Origin of the sequence: Streptomyces sp. CB01249, from assembly GCF_001905735.1 — a bacterium.
In the GTDB taxonomy this organism is placed as follows: domain Bacteria; phylum Actinomycetota; class Actinomycetes; order Streptomycetales; family Streptomycetaceae; genus Streptomyces.
Window position 1 is genome coordinate 367,962 of the sequence record NZ_LISW01000002.1, and the last position, 18,975, is coordinate 386,936.

General features: G+C 71.0%; 16 protein-coding genes. 7 read left to right on the forward strand and 9 right to left on the reverse strand.

The genetic code is table 11. The annotated features are described in order from the left end of the window. The 3 genes from AMK18_RS10080 (at position 1) to recQ (ending at position 5,613) form a co-directional block, all read left to right on the forward strand. On the forward strand, positions 1-1,572 hold the full coding sequence (locus tag AMK18_RS10080; RefSeq protein WP_018101337.1) for an NADH-quinone oxidoreductase subunit M: 1,572 nt from the start codon (positions 1-3) through the stop codon (positions 1,570-1,572). After that, positions 1,569-3,233 carry an NADH-quinone oxidoreductase subunit NuoN gene (gene nuoN, locus AMK18_RS10085; protein WP_086021880.1) on the forward strand — a complete coding sequence of 555 codons (1,665 nt, stop codon included), beginning with the start codon at positions 1,569-1,571 and terminating at the stop codon, positions 3,231-3,233. Before AMK18_RS10080 ends, nuoN begins: the two co-directional genes overlap by 4 nt. A gap of 307 nt (positions 3,234-3,540) precedes the next feature. After that, positions 3,541-5,613, forward strand: coding sequence for a DNA helicase RecQ (recQ, locus tag AMK18_RS10095; protein ID WP_073862560.1), 2,073 nt, complete (start codon positions 3,541-3,543; stop codon positions 5,611-5,613). Between the two features lie 21 nt (positions 5,614-5,634). Here recQ and AMK18_RS10100 read toward each other — a convergent pair whose 3' ends face one another. From AMK18_RS10100 to AMK18_RS10110, 3 genes are all read right to left on the reverse strand, one after another. Next, positions 5,635-6,243: a Uma2 family endonuclease gene (locus AMK18_RS10100; protein ID WP_073862561.1), complete on the reverse strand. Its 609-nt coding sequence runs from the start codon at positions 6,241-6,243 to the stop codon at positions 5,635-5,637. 102 nt (positions 6,244-6,345) lie between these two features. Next, positions 6,346-7,323: a hypothetical protein gene (locus tag AMK18_RS10105; RefSeq protein ID WP_073862562.1), complete on the reverse strand. Its 978-nt coding sequence runs from the start codon at positions 7,321-7,323 to the stop codon at positions 6,346-6,348. Between the two features lie 109 nt (positions 7,324-7,432). Further along, positions 7,433-7,825: a hypothetical protein gene (locus AMK18_RS10110; RefSeq protein ID WP_073862563.1), complete on the reverse strand. Its 393-nt coding sequence runs from the start codon at positions 7,823-7,825 to the stop codon at positions 7,433-7,435. A gap of 143 nt (positions 7,826-7,968) precedes the next feature. Here AMK18_RS10110 and AMK18_RS34630 point away from each other — a divergent pair, with 143 nt between their 5' ends. The 4 genes from AMK18_RS34630 to AMK18_RS10130 all read left to right on the forward strand — a co-directional run bounded on the left by AMK18_RS34630 (position 7,969) and on the right by AMK18_RS10130 (position 12,187). Beyond that, positions 7,969-8,478, forward strand: a complete 510-nt coding sequence (locus tag AMK18_RS34630) for a hypothetical protein (RefSeq protein ID WP_143202262.1) — start codon at positions 7,969-7,971, stop codon at positions 8,476-8,478. A 471-nt stretch (positions 8,479-8,949) separates the two neighbouring features. Beyond that, positions 8,950-10,224: a peptidoglycan-binding protein gene (locus tag AMK18_RS10120; RefSeq protein WP_241836529.1), complete on the forward strand. Its 1,275-nt coding sequence runs from the start codon at positions 8,950-8,952 to the stop codon at positions 10,222-10,224. Next, entirely contained in the window at positions 10,221-10,904 is a 684-nt protein-coding gene (locus AMK18_RS10125) for an ABC transporter ATP-binding protein (RefSeq protein WP_073862565.1), read from the forward strand. Before AMK18_RS10120 ends, AMK18_RS10125 begins: the two co-directional genes overlap by 4 nt. Beyond that, positions 10,901-12,187 (forward strand): ABC transporter permease, encoded by a 1,287-nt coding sequence (locus AMK18_RS10130; protein ID WP_073862566.1) that lies wholly within the window; start codon positions 10,901-10,903, stop codon positions 12,185-12,187. Before AMK18_RS10125 ends, AMK18_RS10130 begins: the two co-directional genes overlap by 4 nt. A 99-nt stretch (positions 12,188-12,286) precedes the next feature. On the opposite strand, the gene AMK18_RS10135 is transcribed toward AMK18_RS10130, so the two are convergent. The 6 genes from AMK18_RS10135 to AMK18_RS10160 all read right to left on the reverse strand — a co-directional run. Then, positions 12,287-14,998, reverse strand: a complete 2,712-nt coding sequence (locus tag AMK18_RS10135; protein ID WP_073862567.1) for a fumarate reductase/succinate dehydrogenase flavoprotein subunit — start codon at positions 14,996-14,998, stop codon at positions 12,287-12,289. Positions 14,999-15,010: 12 nt separating this feature from the next. After that, complete coding sequence (locus AMK18_RS10140) at positions 15,011-15,772, reverse strand: ABC transporter ATP-binding protein (protein WP_073862568.1); 762 nt, start codon at positions 15,770-15,772, stop codon at positions 15,011-15,013. Next, the gene (locus tag AMK18_RS10145) at positions 15,769-16,629 is read right to left on the reverse strand and encodes an ABC transporter permease (protein WP_073862569.1); all 861 of its coding nucleotides are present in this window, start codon (positions 16,627-16,629) and stop codon (positions 15,769-15,771) included. The genes AMK18_RS10140 and AMK18_RS10145 overlap by 4 nt, the downstream gene beginning before the upstream one ends. Then, positions 16,626-17,993: an ABC transporter substrate-binding protein gene (locus AMK18_RS10150; protein ID WP_073862570.1), complete on the reverse strand. Its 1,368-nt coding sequence runs from the start codon at positions 17,991-17,993 to the stop codon at positions 16,626-16,628. Before AMK18_RS10150 ends, AMK18_RS10145 begins: the two co-directional genes overlap by 4 nt. Positions 17,994-18,008: 15 nt before the next feature. Then, the gene (locus AMK18_RS10155) at positions 18,009-18,236 is read right to left on the reverse strand and encodes a 4Fe-4S dicluster domain-containing protein (protein WP_018101329.1); all 228 of its coding nucleotides are present in this window, start codon (positions 18,234-18,236) and stop codon (positions 18,009-18,011) included. Positions 18,237-18,278: 42 nt separating this feature from the next. Further along, a partial coding sequence (locus tag AMK18_RS10160; protein WP_073862571.1) for a GntR family transcriptional regulator occupies positions 18,279-18,975 on the reverse strand: 697 nt, incomplete at its 5' end.

The following is an 18,975-nucleotide window of genomic DNA, read 5'->3' on the forward strand; positions in this document are numbered from 1 at the left end:
ATGTCCTTTCCCCTCCTGACAGCGACGGCGGCGCTTCCGGCGATCGGCGCGGTGGCCACCGCCGCCGTCCCGGCCGCCCGGCGCACCGCCGCCAAATGGCTGGCGCTCGTCTTCTCGCTGGCCACGCTCGTCCTGGCGGGCATCGCGCTCGCCCGCTTCGAGCCCGGCGGCGACCGCTTCCAGCTCACCGAATCGCACGCCTGGATCAAGGACTTCGGCGTCCGCTACGAGCTGGGCGTCGACGGCATCGGGGTGGCGCTCATGGCGCTCACCGCCCTGCTGATCCCGTTCGTCATCCTGGCCGGCTGGCACGACGCCGACCCCCTGGAGACGAACTCCTCGCGCTGGCGCCCCACTCAGGGCTTCTTCGCCCTGATCCTGATGGTCGAAGCGATGGTGATCCTCTCCTTCGAGGCCACCGACGTCTTCCTCTTCTACATCCTGTTCGAAGCCATGCTCATCCCGATGTACTTCCTCATCGGCGGCTTCGGGGACCGGGCGCACACCGGCAGCGACGAGAACGCGGCGGCGCAGCGCTCGTACGCGGCGGTGAAGTTCCTCCTCTACAACCTGGTCGGCGGCCTCATCATGCTGGCCGCGGTGATCGGCCTGTACGTGGTCGCGGGCTCGTTCTCGCTCTCCGAGATCGCCGAGGCCCGGGCCAACGGCACGTTCTCCATGGCGACCGGCACCGAGCGGTGGCTGTTCCTCGGGTTCTTCTTCGCCTTCGCGGTGAAGGCCCCGCTGTGGCCGCTGCACACCTGGCTGCCCAACGCCATGGGCGAGGCGACCGCCCCGGTCGCCGTGCTGATCACCGCCGTGGTCGACAAGGTCGGCACCTTCGCGATGCTCCGCTTCTGCCTCCAGCTCTTCCCGGAGGCCAGCAAGTGGGCGACGCCGGTGATCCTGGTCCTGGCGCTGATCAGCATCGTGTACGGAGCGCTGCTCGCGGTCGGCCAGCGCGACATCAAGCGGCTGATCGCCTACGCGTCCATCTCGCACTTCGGCTTCATCATCCTGGGCATCTTCGCGATGACCAGCCAGGGCCAGTCGGGCGCGACGCTGTACATGGTCAACCACGGCATCTCGACGGCCGCGCTGATGCTGGTCGCGGGCTTCCTGATCAGCCGGCGCGGCTCGCGCCTCATCGCCGACTACGGCGGGGTGCAGAAGGTGGCCCCGGTCCTGGCCGGCACCTTCCTGATCGGCGGCCTGGCCACGCTGTCGCTGCCCGGGCTCGCCCCGTTCGTCAGTGAGTTCCTGGTCCTGGTCGGCGCGTTCGCCGCGTATCCGGCGGTCGGCATCATCGCCACCACCGGCATCGTGCTCGCCGCGATCTACGTCCTGGTCCTCTACCAGCGCACCATGACCGGCCCGGTCAAGGCCGAGGTGCAGGGCATGGCGGACCTCAAGGCCCGTGAGCTCGTGGTGGTCGTCCCGCTGATCGCGCTGCTGCTCTTCCTCGGTGTCTACCCGAAGCCGCTGACGGACATCGTCAACCCGGCGGTGCAGCACACCATGTCGGACGTACAGAAGAAGGACCCCCAGCCCGAGGTGGAGGCCGCCAAGTGAGCGCAACAGCTGTCCACAGCCTGTGGACGACGGCGGGCGGGGTGACATCCGCCGCACCGGACGAGAAGTTCACGGCCCCGGTCATCGAGTACACCCAGCTGACCCCGGTCCTGATCGTGATCGGCGTCGCCGTCATCGGCGTCCTGGTCGAGGCATTCGTGCCGCGCCGGGCCAGGTATCACACCCAGGTCTTCCTGACCGTCGTCGCGCTGGTCGCCGCGTTCGCCGCGGTGGTCGGCCTCGCGGCCGGCGGTTACGGGACGACCAAGGCGCACATCGCCGCGATGGGCGCCATCGCGGTCGACGGACCGGCCCTGTTCCTCCAGGGCGTCATCCTGCTGACGTCCCTGGTCGCGGTCTTCACGTTCGCCGAACGGCGGCTCGACCCCGAGTCGCACGGCAACCGGGTCGACTCCTTCGCGGCGCAGGCCGCGTCGGTGCCCGGCAGCGACAGCGAGAAGGCCGCGGTCCGGGCCGGGTTCACCACCACCGAGGTCTTCCCGCTCGTCCTCTTCTCGGTGGCGGGCATGCTGGTCTTCCCGGCGGCCAACGACCTGCTGACGCTGTTCGTGGCCCTGGAGGTCTTCTCCCTCCCGCTGTACCTCCTGTGCGCCGTCGCCCGCCGCAAGCGGCTGATGTCGCAGGAGTCGGCCGTGAAGTACTTCCTGCTCGGCGCGTTCTCCTCGGCGTTCCTGCTGTTCGGGATCGCCCTCCTCTACGGGTACGCGGGCTCCGTCTCGTACGCCCAGATCGCGACCGTGGTCGACGGCTCGATCCAGAAGATCGACCCGGCGCTCGCCGACACCATGGGCAACGACGCGCTGCTGCTCATCGGCGGCGCGATGATCCTGACCGGCCTGCTCTTCAAGGTCGGTGCCGTCCCGTTCCACATGTGGACCCCGGACGTCTACCAGGGCGCCCCGACCCCGGTCACCGGCTTCATGGCCGCCGCCACGAAGGTCGCCGCGTTCGGCGCGCTGCTGCGCCTGCTGTACGTGGTGCTGCCCGGGCTCACCTGGGACCTGCGGCCGGTCATGTGGGGCGTCGCGATCGTCACGATGGTGGGCGGCGCGGTCGTCGCGATCACGCAGACCGACATCAAGCGGCTGCTGGCCTACTCCTCGATCGCGCACGCCGGGTTCATCCTGGCCGGTGTGATCGCGGCCACCCCCGAGGGGATCTCGTCCGTCCTCTTCTACCTCGGCACGTACTCCTTCGTGACGGTCGGCGCCTTCGCCGTCGTCACGCTGGTGCGGGACGCGGGCGGCGAGGCGACGCACCTGTCGAAGTGGGCCGGGCTCGGCCGCCGCTCGCCGCTGGTCGCGGCGGTCTTCGCGGTGTTCCTGCTGGCCTTCGCCGGTATCCCGCTGACCTCGGGCTTCTCCGGGAAGTTCGCGGTGTTCAAGGCGGCGGCGGACGGCGGCGCGGGCGGCCTGGTGGTGGTCGGTGTGATCTCCTCGGCGATCGCCGCGTTCTTCTACATCCGGGTCATCGTGCTGATGTTCTTCAGCGAGCCGAAGGCGGACGGCCCCACCGTCGCCGTCCCGTCACCGCTGACGATGACCACCATCGCGATCGGCGTGGCCGTGACCGTGGTCCTGGGTGTGGCCCCGCAGTACTTCCTGGACCTGGCGGGCCAGGCCGGGACGTTCGTGAGGTAGCCGGAGACGGCTGTACGGCAACGCCGGACGGGCTTGGCCTTCCCTCGGGAAGTCAAGCCCGTCCGGCGTTGTCACAGGCGGCGCGTAGGGTCTGTCCGGTGGATCAGGGTCGGGTAGGGCGCGGCGTCTGGTGCGGTGCATCGCAAGGCGCCGGGGCGTCCTCATCGCGGAGCGATTAGGGCGTTTCGGCAACGCGGCGAGGTGCCGTGCCAGGCGTCGCGACCCCGGCCCTGATCCACCGGGCAGGCCCTAGGGTGGCAGGGGAGAGCGCTGGGACGCAGCGGGACCGGTATCGGGGGACAGAGCGATGAGCGGGACGGGCGTGACGGGCATGACCACGGATGTGAGCACGGGCGGGACCGCCGCCACGGCCGAGAGCGAGGCGCGGCGCACCCTGCACCGCGTCTTCGGTTACGAGGCGTTCCGCGGCGAGCAGGAGGCGATCGTCGACCACGTGGTGGCCGGCGGGGACGCCGTCGTGCTCATGCCCACCGGTGGCGGCAAGTCCCTCTGCTACCAGATCCCGGCCCTGGTCCGTCGGGGCACCGGCGTCGTGATCTCCCCGCTGATCGCCCTCATGCAGGACCAGGTCGACGCGCTGCGGGCGCTCGGCGTGCGGGCCGGGTTCATCAACTCCACGCAGGACTTCGACGAGCGCCGCTCGATGGAGGCGCAGTTCGTCGCGGGCGAGCTGGACCTCCTCTACCTGGCCCCGGAGCGGCTGCGGCTGGACTCCACGCTGGCGCTGCTGGCCCGGGGCGAGGTCTCCGTCTTCGCCATCGACGAGGCGCACTGCGTCGCCCAGTGGGGCCACGACTTCCGCCCCGACTACCTGGCCCTGTCGGTGCTCGGCGAGCGCTGGCCGGACGTGCCGCGCATCGCGTTGACCGCCACGGCGACGGACGCCACGCACCGGGAGATCACCCAGCGGCTCGGCATGCCCGACGCCAAGCACTTCGTCGCGAGCTTCGACCGGCCCAACATCCAGTACCGGATCGTGGGCAAGGTCGACCCGAAGAAGCAGCTGCTCGCCTTCCTCAAGGAGGAGCACGCCGGGGACGCGGGCATCATCTACTGCCTCTCCCGCGCGTCCACGGAGAAGACTGCCGAATTCCTCTGCCGCAACGGCATCGAGGCCGTCCCGTACCACGCGGGGCTCGACGCCGGGACGCGCGCGGCCCACCAGTCCCGTTTCCTGCGCGAGGAGGGCCTGGTGGTCGTCGCGACGATCGCCTTCGGCATGGGCATCGACAAGCCGGACGTCCGCTTCGTCGCCCACCTGGACCTCCCGAAGTCCGTCGAGGGCTACTACCAGGAGACCGGCCGGGCGGGCCGCGACGGCGCCCCGTCCACGGCGTGGATGGCGTACGGCCTCCAGGACGTCGTCCAGCAGCGCAAGCTCATCCAGGGCGGCGAGGGCGACGAGGCGTTCCGCCGCCGGGCCGCCGCGCACCTGGACTCGATGCTCGCCCTGTGCGAGACGGCCCAGTGCCGCCGCGCCCAGCTCCTGACGTACTTCGGCCAGGAGCCGACCGCCCCCTCCTGCGGCAACTGCGACACCTGCCTCACCCCGCCGGAGACCTGGGACGGCACGGTGTCCGCCCAGAAGCTGCTGTCCACGGTGGTACGGCTGAAGCGGGAGCGCGGCCAGAAGTTCGGCGCGGGCCAGATCATCGACATCCTGCTCGGCCGCCGCACGGCCAAGGTCATCCAGTTCGACCACGACCAGCTGTCGGTCTTCGGCATCGGCGAGGACCTGTCCGAGGCGGAGTGGCGCGGCGTGGTCCGCCAGCTCCTGGCCCAGGGCCTGATCGCCGTCGAGGGCGAGTACGGCACGCTGGTCCTCACGGAGGCGAGCGGCGCGGTTCTCAACCGGGAGCGCGAGGTCCAGCTCCGCAAGGAGCCGAAGAAGCCGACGGCCTCCCGGTCGTCGTCGTCCGGCCGGGGCGAGCGCAAGTCGAAGGCGGCCGCCGCCGCCGACCTCCCCGAGACGGCCGTCCCCGTCTTCGAGGCCCTGCGCGCCTGGCGGGCCGCCCAGGCCAAGGAACTGGGCCTCCCGGCCTACGTGATCTTCCACGACGCCACCCTCCGCGAGATCGCCACGATCCACCCGACGACCCTGGGCGAGCTGGGCGGCATCAGCGGCCTGGGCGAGAAGAAGCTCGCGACGTACGGCGAGGGCGTCCTGGAGGTCCTGGCCGGCCTCGAAACGGCCGCTCCGGCGGAGGCCCCGGCGGCTGCGGAACCCCCGGCCACCCCGGCCCCGGCCCCCGCCCAAAAGCCCACCCCCGCCCCGGCCACCCAGGCAAAGCCCATGCCCGCCGCTCCCCACGACGACGCCGAGTTCGGCTGGGACGAGGAGCCCCCGGAGTACGAGTGAGAGCGGCCCGGTGCGGCGGACCTACTGCGGGTCCGCCGCCCGGCGGCGCGGCGTGATGGTGCTGAGGTCGAGGTCGACCGGGAAGGGGACGGACACCTTCATCCGATCGTGGAAGATCCCCGTCGAGGTGTAGGCGCCGGTGGCGGGCTCCAGCTCGAAGACATAGACCACGGCACGGCCGTCGTGGTTCTCCACCCGCCAGAAGTGCGGGATCTTCACCCGGGCGTACTTCACCGGCTTGGTCTCCCGGTCCCGCGACCTCGACTCCGGCGACACGACCTCGATGGCCAGCCGGACGGATTCGGCGGGGAAGCGGGTCTGACTCGGGTCCTGGACGATATCGCCGTCCACCACGATCACGTCGGGCTCGGGCCGGTTGTAGCGGTCGATGTCGATCGTGAACTCACGCACGACCTCCAGGTCGGGCGGCGCCAGTGACTGCAACTGCCACTCGAAGAAGCTGACCGCCCGAGTATGGAAAAGGGTCTGCGGACTCACGAAGACAAGGCTCCCGTCGATCAGCTCCGTATGCGGAGGCAGATTCGGGAGTGTGTCCAGGTCATCGGCGGTCCAGCCGCCCTCGGGCGGGACCGCCCACCGCGGCTCGGGGCCCTCGGGTTCGACGCTCATCAGTGCTCCCATGGACGGAGTCTCGCGGGAGCTTTCAGCGTATCCGCCGGGAACCGGAAGCGGCTCCCCTGAACGTGTGACAGACCCACGCACCCACCGAGGTCAGCGGAGCAGCGACGCTGCCAGTCGCAACTGCTCCTCCTGCTGCTGTTGGACCTGCTTGAGGGCTTCGGCGTTCTGCTCGACGAGACGCTTCTGATAGGCGCTCTCCACCGCGAAAGCGACGCCGATCAGATTCACCTTCTCCTTGCAGGCCACGTCCGCCTTTGCCACGGTGATCGCCCGTGGTGACTGCGGATCCGTGAACTTGAGGTCGCGATCCTGCGTGAGCGGATCGGGAGAGGTCACGTATCCCTTCTCCTTGAGGCACTCGGCCCACTTCCGCCCCACTGCCACGTACCGGCTGTCATCACGTGTGCGTGACCAGGCATCCGTCATGAGCCCATAGGTAAACGTTATCGGCAGCGATTTCTTGCGCGGGGAGAACACCTTCATGGCCGCCTCGCGTTGACAGCCGCCCACCGGGACCGCCTTTCCCGCGATGACCCCGTTGTTCGCCTCCGACGCTTCGGCCTCCTCCTGACTGCTGGGCAGGTCGGAGGGCTTGAGGTCTTCCTTCCCGAACATCGCCAGCCTCGCCGCGCCTGTCAGCAGCTCGGCCCCGGACGCCGGGGCCTCGGGCTGGTCAGGACCGTCCCCGGACCCGGACCCGTACCCGTACTTGGCTGCCAACTGCGTCGAACTCACCCCGTAGCGAAGCCCGTTCTCGCCGAAGGGGTTGACCGTTGGGCGCTGGGGCGCCGGATGGTACGTGAATCCGAACCGCTTCATGCACTGACGGGTGAGTTCCGCCTGGGCCTTGCTCAGGGTCTGCTGGTCATCCGGCTTGGTGAGGTACGGGTCCAGCGGGAAGGCGAAGGAGTTGGGATCGGTGATCCTGGGGGTGCTGGAGACCTCGGGCTCCTTGGATTCCTCGGTTCCCCCTCCCGAGGAGCAACCCGCAGCCAGGAGCACCGCGGATGCCACCGCAAGGATCGCCGGGGTGAGTGTGGGGCGTCGCAGCGACGACAGACGGTTCACGGCAGCTCCAGGTTCCGGATTCTCGCTACTATGGAGCCGCGCCTCCCTGCCCGGCGTATACGGGCAGGGGGGCGCGTCTCGCAGGGTGGCCGTTAAGCGGCGACTCTCGTCAGCGCTCGTACGCCGACGTCACGTTGTTCTTGTAGTTGGAGCTGAAGTTCCCGGACAGGCCATCCGGGATCCAGCCGTGGACGCCCCCGCGACCCGACTCGGTGTACACGTCCACGTAGGTCGAGTTGCGGTTCCAGTAGGACTCCGTGTTGTCATCAGGGTTGATGCTGGATGCCTTGGGGAACGAGTCGTTGGCGAAGTTCGCGTCGTAGCTGGCGAAGTCGAACACGTAGCTGGCCTGGTTCTGCAGGTAGTACGCGCCGAACTCACCGGAGTTGGTGCTTCCGTCACGGGTGGCAGCCGAGGACTGGCCCGCCGTCGCGAGTACACCGGCCCCGCTCAGAAGAAGCAGGCCGGCCGTGGCGACGAGCCTGGAGGTTCTTGCGTTCACGATTCACGCCTTTCATTGAAATGGCTTGATTCATACGGCTCCGCAGGCCGCACGGCTCATATGCGATCACCTTGAACAGACGTCTGTCTACTGTCCCTGGGGACAGTGGACAGGGACCCCCCGCTGACTTACCGTGAATTTTCATGCGTGCCAATGGAAAACGATCTTTACGGCCCCTGCCCCGGATGGGTGCGGTCGTCCTCATCACTGCATTCCTCTCCGTCAGCTGCTCCAGCGGCGATTCGAAGGAGGGTGAATCCGGAGGATCCGGTTCCGAGTCATCTGCTTCGGCTCAGGCCTTTCCTCACGAGTCCTGCCTGCGGGATCTCGGTATCGAGTTCACGGTGGACGACGGCAAGAGCATTCCCGACAAGGGGAAGAACGCACCGGAGGATCTCCAGGCAGCCATCACGAAATGCGGCGGTGCCGCGGTGCCCACGCTCGACCCCGCAGCCCTGGAGGTGCTGCGCAAGCAGGCGAAGTGCATGCGCGCAGAGGGGATCACGGGGTTCCGGGATCCGACGGCGACCGGCGAGGCCGTTCCCGACGACGCGCTGGAGAAACAGCTCGGAAGCCCGGAAGGCAAGAAGGCCCTCAAGAAGTGCGGGATCACCGCGGAGGACCCCGGCTCCGATCCGGGCGACAAGGCGTAACGAGCTCCGGCGGGATTCCCTTCCTTCGGGCACCTCCCGTCAGTTTTTCCGGCCCTTCCGCGAAGAACCCGAAGATTCCTCTGCCGCCATGGGAAGGCGGCAGGGAATTCACCTCCTCCACACGACACCATGCAGTCGGCAGGATTCTGCGACGGAGCAGCCGGCCGGACCGGCCGGTGTTCTTCGATCCGCCGCCGAAAAATGGCGTGCCAGAATCCCGAGGCGTACATGCGTAACGTGCAGGAAAACCCGGCGGAGACACCACCTGTTCCTCCGGAGGCACCGGTCCGGCCCCGGAGTGTCTGGCTCCGTGGGCGGCGCGGGGTGGTGGTGATCGTGGTCGCGGCCGCCCTTCTTCTGTGTGTCGGCGGGGTGGGGGCCTCCCTGGTCATCAAGTCACCCGCCCAGCAGGCGGCTGAGGCGGGACCTCCTCCGATGGACGTGTTGGTGGCCAGGGTCGAGAAGCGGAAGTTGACCGATTCGGTCATCGTCCGGGGGACGGTGACGGCCGGCCAGTCGGTGCAGGTGGCCCCCGTGATCAGCAGAGGCGAGGGCGGCGGCACACCTGTCGTGACGAAGGTGGCGCTCAAGGCGGGGAATTCGGTGACGGCCGGCACAGTGCTGATGGAGGTGTCCGGGCGGCCGGTGTTCGCGCTCAAGGGAAAATTGCCGGTGTACCGGGACCTCAAGCCGGGTGCCAAGGGTGAGGACGTACGGCAGGTGCAGCGGGCACTGGCCCAGCTGGGCCACGGCAGCGGGGGTGACGCGGCCGGCCGTTTCGGGGAGGGCACCAAGAAAGCGCTGAACTCGTTCTACGCGTCCATCGGCTACGAGCCCGTGCCGGCACTGGCCGACGAAGGTGCTGGACTGAAGGACGCGCAGGATGCGGTCACCGCGTCAGAGCGCGCGCTCCAGGACGCCCGGGACGCGGCCGCGGAATCGCCCCGCGCGACGGGCTCGGCGGGGAGCGACGGATCCGAGGAAGCAGGCGCCGGGTCCCCGAAGGACGGACGCCGGTCGGTGGAACGCGCCCAGGAGGACCTGGCCGAGGCACGCGCCGGGTTGAGCAAGGCACAGGCCGCACAGGGACCCATGCTGCCGGCGGGTGAAGTGGTCTTCCTGGAGGACTTCCCGGCCCGCGTGGACAGCGTGCCCGTCCGGGTCGGTTCGCCGGTCGACGGCCCGGCGATGACCCTGTCCGCCGGTGCGCTGGTGGTCCGTGGGGTCCTCCAGGAGCACCAGAAGGGCATGGTCAGAGCCGGCCAGAAGGCGCAGATCCTTTCGGAGATATCCGGGACCACCGCCCAGGCGAAGGTGCTGTCCGTCTCGGACACCATCCAGCAGCCTGAAAGGCCCGCCGGTGACGGCGAGAACGAGGCTCCGGTCGGCGAGGCCGGTTACGTGATGCTGGTCCGTCCGCTGAAGGCGCTGCCCGTCGCGTTGGCCGGCCAGGACGTGCGGTTGACGATCGAAGCCGGCGCCACCGACGGCGAGGCCCTGGTCGTACCGGTCACCGCCGTCTCCGCAGGCGAGGACGGCAGGACGACGGTCACCGTGGCACGGGGCAAGGAGCAGCATCGTGTCGAGGTACGTCCCGGAACCACGGGGGACGGGTACGTGGAGGTTGTCCCGCTCACCGGCGGCGAACTCAAGGAGGGCGACAACGTCATCACCGGCGTGAATCCGGGGGTGTCGGAGAAGACCGGTCAGGGCCGCACGGAGGACAAGGGCGGTGCGGCCAAGTGACCTACCCAGTCATCGAGTTCGATCAGGTGGCGCTCACCTACCCGGGTCCACCACCTGTGGAGGCTTTCAAGCCGTGTGATCTACGGGTGGACCGGGGTGAGTTCGTCACCGTGATCGGCCCTTCGGGCTCGGGGAAGTCGACCTTCCTCAACATCGCCGGGCTGCTGGACACGCCCACCCACGGGCGGTACCTGCTGGACGGGATCGACACCGGGGCTCTGAAGGACGCCGACCGCACCGCGTTGCGCGGGCGGCGGATCGGCTTCGTGTTCCAGTCGTTCCATCTGCTGCCGCACCGCTCGGCCGCCGAGAACGTCGAATTGGCGATGGTCTACAACGGGGCACCGCGACGTGAGCGTCCTGCACGGGCGCGGGAGGCACTGGAGCGGGTCGGGCTGGCCCACCGGACCGAAGCCTTGCCGACCCGGCTGTCCGGAGGCGAACGACAGCGGGTCGCCATCGCCCGCGCCCTGGTCGCCCGCCCTTCGCTCCTGCTGTGTGACGAGCCGACCGGCAACCTCGACACGGCCAACGCGGCCACCGTGCTGGAACTCCTCGACGAACTGCACGCTGACGGGATGACGGTACTGGTGATCACTCACGACGGTGAGGTGGCCGGGCGCGGACTGCGCACCGTGGCGATCCGCGACGGCGTACTGCACGAGCAGGTGCGCCCATGAATCGCCGTGCTTCCCGTGCCCCGCTCCTGCCGCGGGTGCTCAGGCTCCGACGTCGGCCGGAACCCGAGGTCAAGCCCTCCCGCTTCACACTGCGGGACGCCTTCGCCGAATCGCTCGCCGGCATGCTGCAACGTCCGGCACGCTCGGCACTGACGGCGCTGGGCACCGTGCTCGGCGTCGGCACTTTCGTGACGATCCTGGGGCTGACAGCGACCACGTCCTCTCAGATCGACTCGCGCTTCAACATGCTCACTGCCACCGAGGTGTCAGTCGACGACATCAGCGCACAGGTGGACGAGTACGCCGGGCCGGGCTTCCCCGAGGACGCGGACCAGCGGATCGGCCGGCTGCACGGAGTGCGGGACGCGGGTGTCTACTTCACAGTCCAGACCGGCCCCTCCATGACGGTACGGGCCGCCCCGGTCGGTACCGCAGCCGAGGGCGGCGAACAGGTGGACGTCGTGGGCGCCTCGCCAGGCGCACTGCGCGCAGCCGTTCCGACCATGCGGCAGGGCCGGATCTTCGACGAGTTCCACTCGAAGCAGGCGCTACCGGTGGCAGTGCTCGGCTCGGGTGTCGCCGCCCGGCTCGGCATCACCACCCTGGAGACCCGGCCGGCCATCTTCATCGGCGACGAGCCCTTCACCGTCGTGGGCATCGTGGACAACGTCGAGCGCCAGGCGAACCTGCTGCTCTCGGTCGTGGTCCCGCGCACCACGGCCGTGCGGATGTGGGGCCGGCCGAAGGCGGGCAGCGACAAGATGCTGATCGCCACCGACATCGGCGCCGCCCAGCAGGTGGCGACACTCGCCCCGACCGCACTCCGCCCCGACCATCCCGAATACCTCAAGTCGACACCCCCGCCGGACCCCAAAACCCTCCGGAGCAAGGTCACGTCGGATCTGAACCAGCTCTTCCTCCTGCTGGCCGGCATCTGCCTGATCATCGGTGCCGTCGGCATCGCCAATACGACCCTGGTCGCGGTCCTGGAGCGCACCGGAGAGATCGGACTGCGTCGGGCGCTGGGCGCCAGGGGCCGGCACATCACCGGCCAGTTCCTCGCCGAGTCCGGTGCGCTCGGCGCTCTCGGCGGCCTGATCGGCACATCTCTCGGCACCCTCACCGTCCTCGGCGTGGCCGTCGCCCGTGACTGGACCCCGGTCGTCCACCCCGCCACGGTGGCCACCGCCCCGCTCATCGGTCTCGTCACCGGCCTGGTCGCCGGCCTCTATCCGGCCTGGCGAGCCGCCAGAATCGAACCCGCCGAAGCCCTCCGCCGATGACCTGAGCCTCGCGCAGCACACTCGCCGCGCCTTTGCCGGAGCCCACCGAGCCCTGCGCAACCTCGTTGCCACGATCACCGGTCCCGCGGCCGGGCGGACCTATCGCGGGACCGCCACCCCCCGCCCCGCATACGCCCGCACGTCCGCGTCCGGGTCCGTGACCGCCCCCGCCAGCGCCTCCCCGGCCCCCGGCGCATCCCGGTGCCGCAGCAGCGCGAGGACCGCCGCCTTGCGGACGTCCGCGTTCGGGTCGGACAGGGCGGCGGCCAGGGGGGACACCGCGTGCCCCGGGTCCGCCGAGGTCAGGGCCTTCGCCGCGCCCGCGCGGACCTGCCAGGCCGGGTCTGTCAGGGCGGCGGTCGCGCGGTCGGCGTACGGGTCCGGGCAGCCCGTCTCCGCCAGCGCGCCCAGGGCCGCCGCGCGGACCAGCGGGTCCGGGTCGTCCAGGAGCGGGGCGAGCGGGGCCGGGGCGGGGGAGCGGACGGCGGCCAGGCCCTTCGCCACCGCGACCCGGACCTCGCGGGCCGGGTCGTCCGCCGCGCGGGACAGGCCCTCCACCGCGTCCACCGAGACCAGCGCGCGCACGGTCTCCACCCGGACGCCGAGGTCCGGGTCGTCCAGCGTGCCCGCGTACAGCTCCGCGTCGCCCAGCCGCAGCGCCCGCAGGGTGTCGAGGGCGGCGGCGCGGACCACTGCGTCGGCCGAGGCGAGCGCGGCGACCAGCGGGGTGCGGAGCTCCGGGGACGGGGGCAGGACCTCGACCAGTTCGCGCAGGGATGCCGCGACGGCCGCGCGCACGGCGGCGGACGGGTCGCCCAGGGCCGTGGCCAGCGCCGGGCCCGCGCCCGGCGGAGTGGACTCCGTGAGCGCGGCGACGGCGGCCCGGCGGACGGCGGGGTCCGGGTCGTCCAGGTACGGGGTCAGCGACGCCAGGTCCGGTGCGCCCTCGCTCAGCGCCAGCAGCTCCAGGATGCGCGGCGAGGTGGAGACGGCCGGTTCGGAGGGCGTCGGCACGGGAAGACGCACCGACACCGGAGCCGCCTCTCGCGCCCCCGCCGTCCCCACCCCCACCGGCTCCACCGCGCCGATCCGCCGCACCGGCCCCCCGGCCGGTTCGAACCCCTCCACCGGGACCAGGTACGGCGCCACCGGGCGCGCGGTGAACTCCATCGCCCCGGACGCCGACTTGTACAGGTCCAGGTGGTGGAACCAGTCCGCGTCGTCCCGCTCCGGATGGTCCGTGCGCTCGTGGTAGAGCCCCCAGCGGGACTCCGTACGGGCGAGCGAGGAGCGCGCGGCCATCTCCGCGCAGTCCCGGATGAACGACACCTCCGCGCACCGCATCAGCTCGTGCGGGGTCTTCGCGCCCATCTCCGCGAGGTCCGTCCGCATCCGCTCGAAGGATTCCAGGGCGATCGACAGCCGGGCCCCGGACTTCGGCGGAGCCACGTAGTCGTTCACGAAGCGGCGCAGCTTGTACTCGACCTGGGGCTGCGGCGGCCCGTCCGGATTCCGCAGCGGCCGGTAGACCAGCTCGTGCGCCGCCCGCAGCTGGTCGGCCGGCAACTCGCCCTCGTACGCCGTGAAACGGGCCGCGTCCGCGCCCGCCAGATCGCCGAAGACGAACGCGCCGATCATGTAGTTGTGCGGGACGCACGCCAGGTCACCGGCCGCGTAGAGGCGGTCCACCGTGGTGCGGGCGTGGTCGTCCACGCGCACGCCGGACGCCGAGTGGCCGCCGCAGAGGCCGATCTCGGAGATGTGCATCTCGATGTCATGGGTGCGGTAGTCGTGGCCGCGCCCCGCGTGGAACGTGCCGCGCGTCGGGCGCTCCGTGGAGTGCAGGATCGTCTCCAGCGCGCTGACGGACTCCTCCGGCAGATGGCTGAGCTTGAGGTAGACGGGACCCCGGTCGGAGGCCACCTCCGCCGCGAACTCGGCCATCATCTGCCCCGACCAGTAGTCGGAGTCCACGAACCGCTCGCCGTGCCGGTTGACCTGGTAGCCGCCGAACGGATTGGCGACGTACGCACAGGCCGGGCCGTTGTAGTCCTTGATCAACGGGTTGATCTGGAAGCACTCGATGCCGGTCAGCTCGGCGCCCGCGTGGTACGCCATGGCATAGCCGTCGCCCGCGTTGGTCGGGTTCTCGTACGTACCGTAGAGGTAGCCGGAGGCCGGCAGTCCGAGGCGGCCGCAGGCGCCCGTGGCGAGGATGACGGCGCCCGCGCGGACCGTGACGAACTGCCCGGTGCGGGTGTTGAAGCCGGCCGCACCGATCGCCCGGCCGTCGTCACCGGTGAGCACGCGCACGGGCATGACCCGGTTCTCGATGCGGATGCGCTCCCGCATCTCGCGCCGCCGCAGCTGCCGGTAGAGGACCTTCTTCACGTCCTTGCCCTCGGGCATCGGCAGGACGTACGAGCCGGAGCGGTGGACCTGCCGGACCGCGTACTCGCCGTGCTCGTCCTTCTCGAACTTCACCCCGTACGACTCCAGGCGCCGCACCATGCCGAAGCCGCGCGTCGCGGTCTGCCGGACGGTCGACTGGTCCACGATGCCGTCGTTGGCGCGGGTGATCTCCGCGACGTAGTCGTCGGGTTCGGCGCGGCCCGGGATCACCGCGTTGTTCACGCCGTCCATGCCCATGGCGAGCGCGCCGGAGTGGCGGACGTGCGCCTTCTCCAGGAGGAGGACGGAGGCGCCGTGCTCGGCGGCGGTGAGGGCCGCCATCGTGCCGGCCGTACCGCCGCCGACCACCAGCACGTCGCAGGAGAGTTCCTCGGCGTCCGCGAGGGCGGGGATCTGCACGGGGGGTGCCTTTCAGGAGAGAGGGGTGAGGGATTCCAGGACCTCGCGGCGCAGCGCGACCGTCACCGGATCGGTGTGCGCGGCCCGTTCGCGCGGACGCGGCACCGGCAGCACCCGGCCGCCCGGCAGCAGGGCCACCCGGTCGCCGAGGAACAGCGCCTCGTCCACGTCGTGCGTCACGAACACCACCGTGGCGCCGCTGCCCCGCAGCACCTCGACCAGGAGCTGCTGCATACCGGCCCTGGTCTGGGCGTCCAGCGCGCCGAACGGCTCGTCCATCAGGACCGCCCGGGGCCCCGCCGCGAGCGCCCGGGCCAGCTGGACGCGCTGGCGCTGCCCGCCGGAGATCCGGTGCGGCAGCTTCCCCGCGTGTTCGGCGAGCCCGACCCGGGACAGCCACTCCCCGGCCCGGGCCCGTCGCTCGGCGCGCCCCACGCCCCGGATGGCCAGGGGCAGTTCGACGTTGGCCCGGACCGTGCGCCAGGGCAGCAGCGCGTCGTCCTGGAAGACGAGGGCCCGTTCGGCGCGGGGCCCGGTGACGGGCGCGCCGTCCTCCGTGACCTCGCCGCCGAGCGCGGGCAGCAGCCCGGCCAGGGTCCGCAGCAGCGTGGACTTGCCGCAGCCGGACGGGCCGACGACGGCCAGGATCTCGCCGGGCACGACATCGAGGTCGATGCCGTCGAGGACGGGTGCCCCGGTCCGGCCGAGCGTGGCGCCGCGCAGCGTGAGGCGCAGCCCTTGAGCGGTCGCCGCGCGCGTCGTGTCAGCCGTCATGAGCGCACCCGTTCCTGTGTCGTACGGACCGAGGGGGCAGCGGGGGCCGCCGGGGCGGGGCGGCGGCGCGCGGGGGAGGCCGGGCGGCTCTCCGTGCGCGGCAGCCAGCGGGTCAGCCGGCGGCCCAGCAGCTCCACCGCCGTGGAGGTCAGCCAGCCGAGCAGACCGATGGTGGCCATACCGACGAAGACCCCGGGGTAGTCGACCACCGTGTAGTCCTGCCAGGTCCGGTAGCCGACCCCGTACTCGCCGGAGATCATCTCGGCGGAGATCACGCAGATCCACGAGACGCCGATCCCGACGGACAGGCCGCCGAGGATGCCGGGGAGCGCGCCGGGCAGCACCACGGACCAGAGCACGCGCCGCCGCCCGCCGCCCATGGTCAGGACGGCCTCCTCCCAGACCGGGGTCAGCGCGCGCACCGCGTGCCGGGTGGAGACCATGACCGGGAAGAACGCGGCCGTGCACGTGATGAAGACGATGCCCTGCTCGTTGCTCGGGAAGAGCAGGATCGCGACCGGGACCAGCGCGATGGCCGGGACGGGCCGCAGCACTTCGAGGACCGGGCCCAGCAGGTCGGCGGCGATCCGGGAGCGGGCGACGGCGGTGCCGACGGTGACCCCGAGGACGGCGGCCAGCGCGAAGCCGGTGACGATCCGGGTCAGGCTGTCGGTCAGGTCCTGCCAGTACGCGTCGCCGGAGACCCGGTCCGCGAAGGCGCGGCCGACCTCGGTCACCGTCGGGAACTGCTCGAAGCGCAGCCACAGATTGATGTCGTACGTGGTCAGCGCCTGCCACAGCCCGAGCACCGCGACCAGCGAGAGCACCCGCCGCACGGGCGACCACCGCCCGCTCATGACGCGGACCCGGCGCGTTTCAGCGCGTCGGCGTAGGAGACGGTCCGCGCGCCGGGGCGCGCCGCCACATCGGCGCGGGCCGCCGACTCGGTGACGTACGGCCGCAGCTCCGGGCCGTCCGCGACCCACACCGCGCGGTCCGCGAACCACAGCGTGCCGCTCGAAGCGTCGGGGACGTACGCCGCCCGGACCGCGTCCCGGTGCGCGGCCACGTACCGCAGCACTTCGGCGGAGGTGGCGAAGGCCGTGGTGGCGTCCTTGCCCTTCAGCCACACCTCTCCGCCGCGCCGGGCGGGCGGTCCGGCGGCGAGGGCCTTCGCGTAGCCGGAGCCGTACACCCGCTTGAGGTACCGGTCGTCCACGAAGGCGTCCACGTCCACGTCTCCGACGAGCTTCGCCGAGGCCAGCACCGGGACGTCCTTCTTCAGGGCGGCGATGAGCGCGGGCTTCAGCGTGGTGTCGAAGGTGGCGATGCCCTGGGCGCCGTTGTAGAGGTGGACGACCTCCGCCGGGAGGCCGGTGGCCTTCGCGACGGACTCCGATGCGGCGACGGGGTGTGCGTGGAGGTAGGTCGTCGCCCGGCCCTGGGCGCGCAGGAAGTCCTCCACCACGGCGGACCGCTTCTCCGCGAACTCCTCATTGACCGTGACGCCGTGGAAAGTCGGCAGGTTCAGCTCGGCGCCGTCGTACAGCGCCTTGGCCCGGCCCTGGAAGGCGAGCAGCCCCGGCCAGGCCACGAACTGCGACAACGCGTCCGCGCTGCCCGCCTGGAGCGCCGAAGCCCCCACGGCGGGCTGCTGGTTGAGTTTGCGGATGTCCTTCTCCGGGTCGAGCCCGGCCTGTTGCAGGGCGCGTACGAGGGTGCCGTCGGCGGCGGAGCCGACGCTCGTGGAGACCTTCTTGCCGCGCAGGTCGGTGAGCGTGCGGAGCTTGGAACCGGGCCCGGTGACCACGGTGTTGAGGCCGCCCGACAGGTTGTAGCCGGTGACCGAGACGAGCCGGGTGGGGCGCTTCAGCTGGACGCCCCGGGCCGCGTTGATCAGCAGCGGGAAGTCGCCCATCGAGCCGATGTCGATCTTCCCGGCGGTCATCTGGGCGGTGATCGGGGCGCCGGTGGCGTAGTCCTGCCACTCCACCTTGTACGTGACACCGTCCCGCTTGCCGCGCTTGCGCAGCTCGTCCTCGAAATAGCCGAGGGACCGCAGCAGGGTGCCGGCGGTGACGGTGTTGATGGTGCGGGACTGGTAGCCGACGGTCACCGTGACCGTACCGCCGTCGTCCGCGCTCGCCCCGCCGCCGCAGCCCGTGGTGAGCGTGAGGAGCAGCGCGGCGCCGGCCAGGGCGCCGGGTGCTGTGCGTCGCATGGGAGTTGGGGCCTTTCAGCGCAGGAGATAGGGCATGTTGACGGTGACCGCCCCGGTGGGGCAGCGGGCGGCGCAGGGGCCGCAGTACCAGCACTCGTCCACGTGCATGTACGCCTTGCCGCTGTCCTGGTGGATGGCCAGGGAGTCGAGCGGGCACATGTCGACGCACAGGGTGCATCCGTCGATGCACTTCGACTCGTCGATGGTCACGGGCACGTCGGCCCGCTGGGGCGCCAGAGGCATGGCGGGGCTCCAGGGAAGGGGTTTACGACAGGGTGGGGTGGCTCAACAGGCCCGGTGCAGCACGCCGTTCATGCTGATGCGGTCGCCGCGGAAGCGGATGAACTCCAGGTCCACGGGCCGGCCGTCGGCGAGCCGGGTCAGCCGTTCCAGCATCAGGACCGCGGATCCGCGCGGGACCTCCAGGACGGCGGCGGAGTGCGCGTCGGCGTTGACGGCCTCCAGGGTGATGTCGGCGTCGCCCAGCCGCTGCCCGGTCAGGGACTCCAGCAGCCGGAAGACGTCGGTGTTCTCCAGGTCGGCGCCGAGCAGCCCGGCGCCGAGGTCCATCGGGACGTAGGTGAGGTCGAGGGAGAGCGGCAGCCCGTTCAGCAGGCGGCGGCGCTCGATGTAGAGCACGTCGGTGTGCTCGGCGACCCCGAGCCGCCGGGCGACCGGGGCCGGGGCGGGGACGGGCCCGACGGTACGGACCTCGTTGGTGACCCGGCCGTGCTCGCGCAGGGTCTCCGCCAGGCCCTGGAGCCGGTCGAGCGCGTGCGGGTACTTCTCGGCGACGACGACCGTGCCGACGCCGGGCTGCCGCTCGACCACACCCTCGCCGCGCAGCAGGTCGAGGGCCTGGCGCACGGTGTTGCGCGAGACGCCGTAGTCGCGCCCGATGGTGTCCTCGTACGGCAGCACACCGCCGGGGAACGCGCCCGTGCGCACCTGGTGGCGCAGCAGGTCGGCGAGGAGCCGGGCG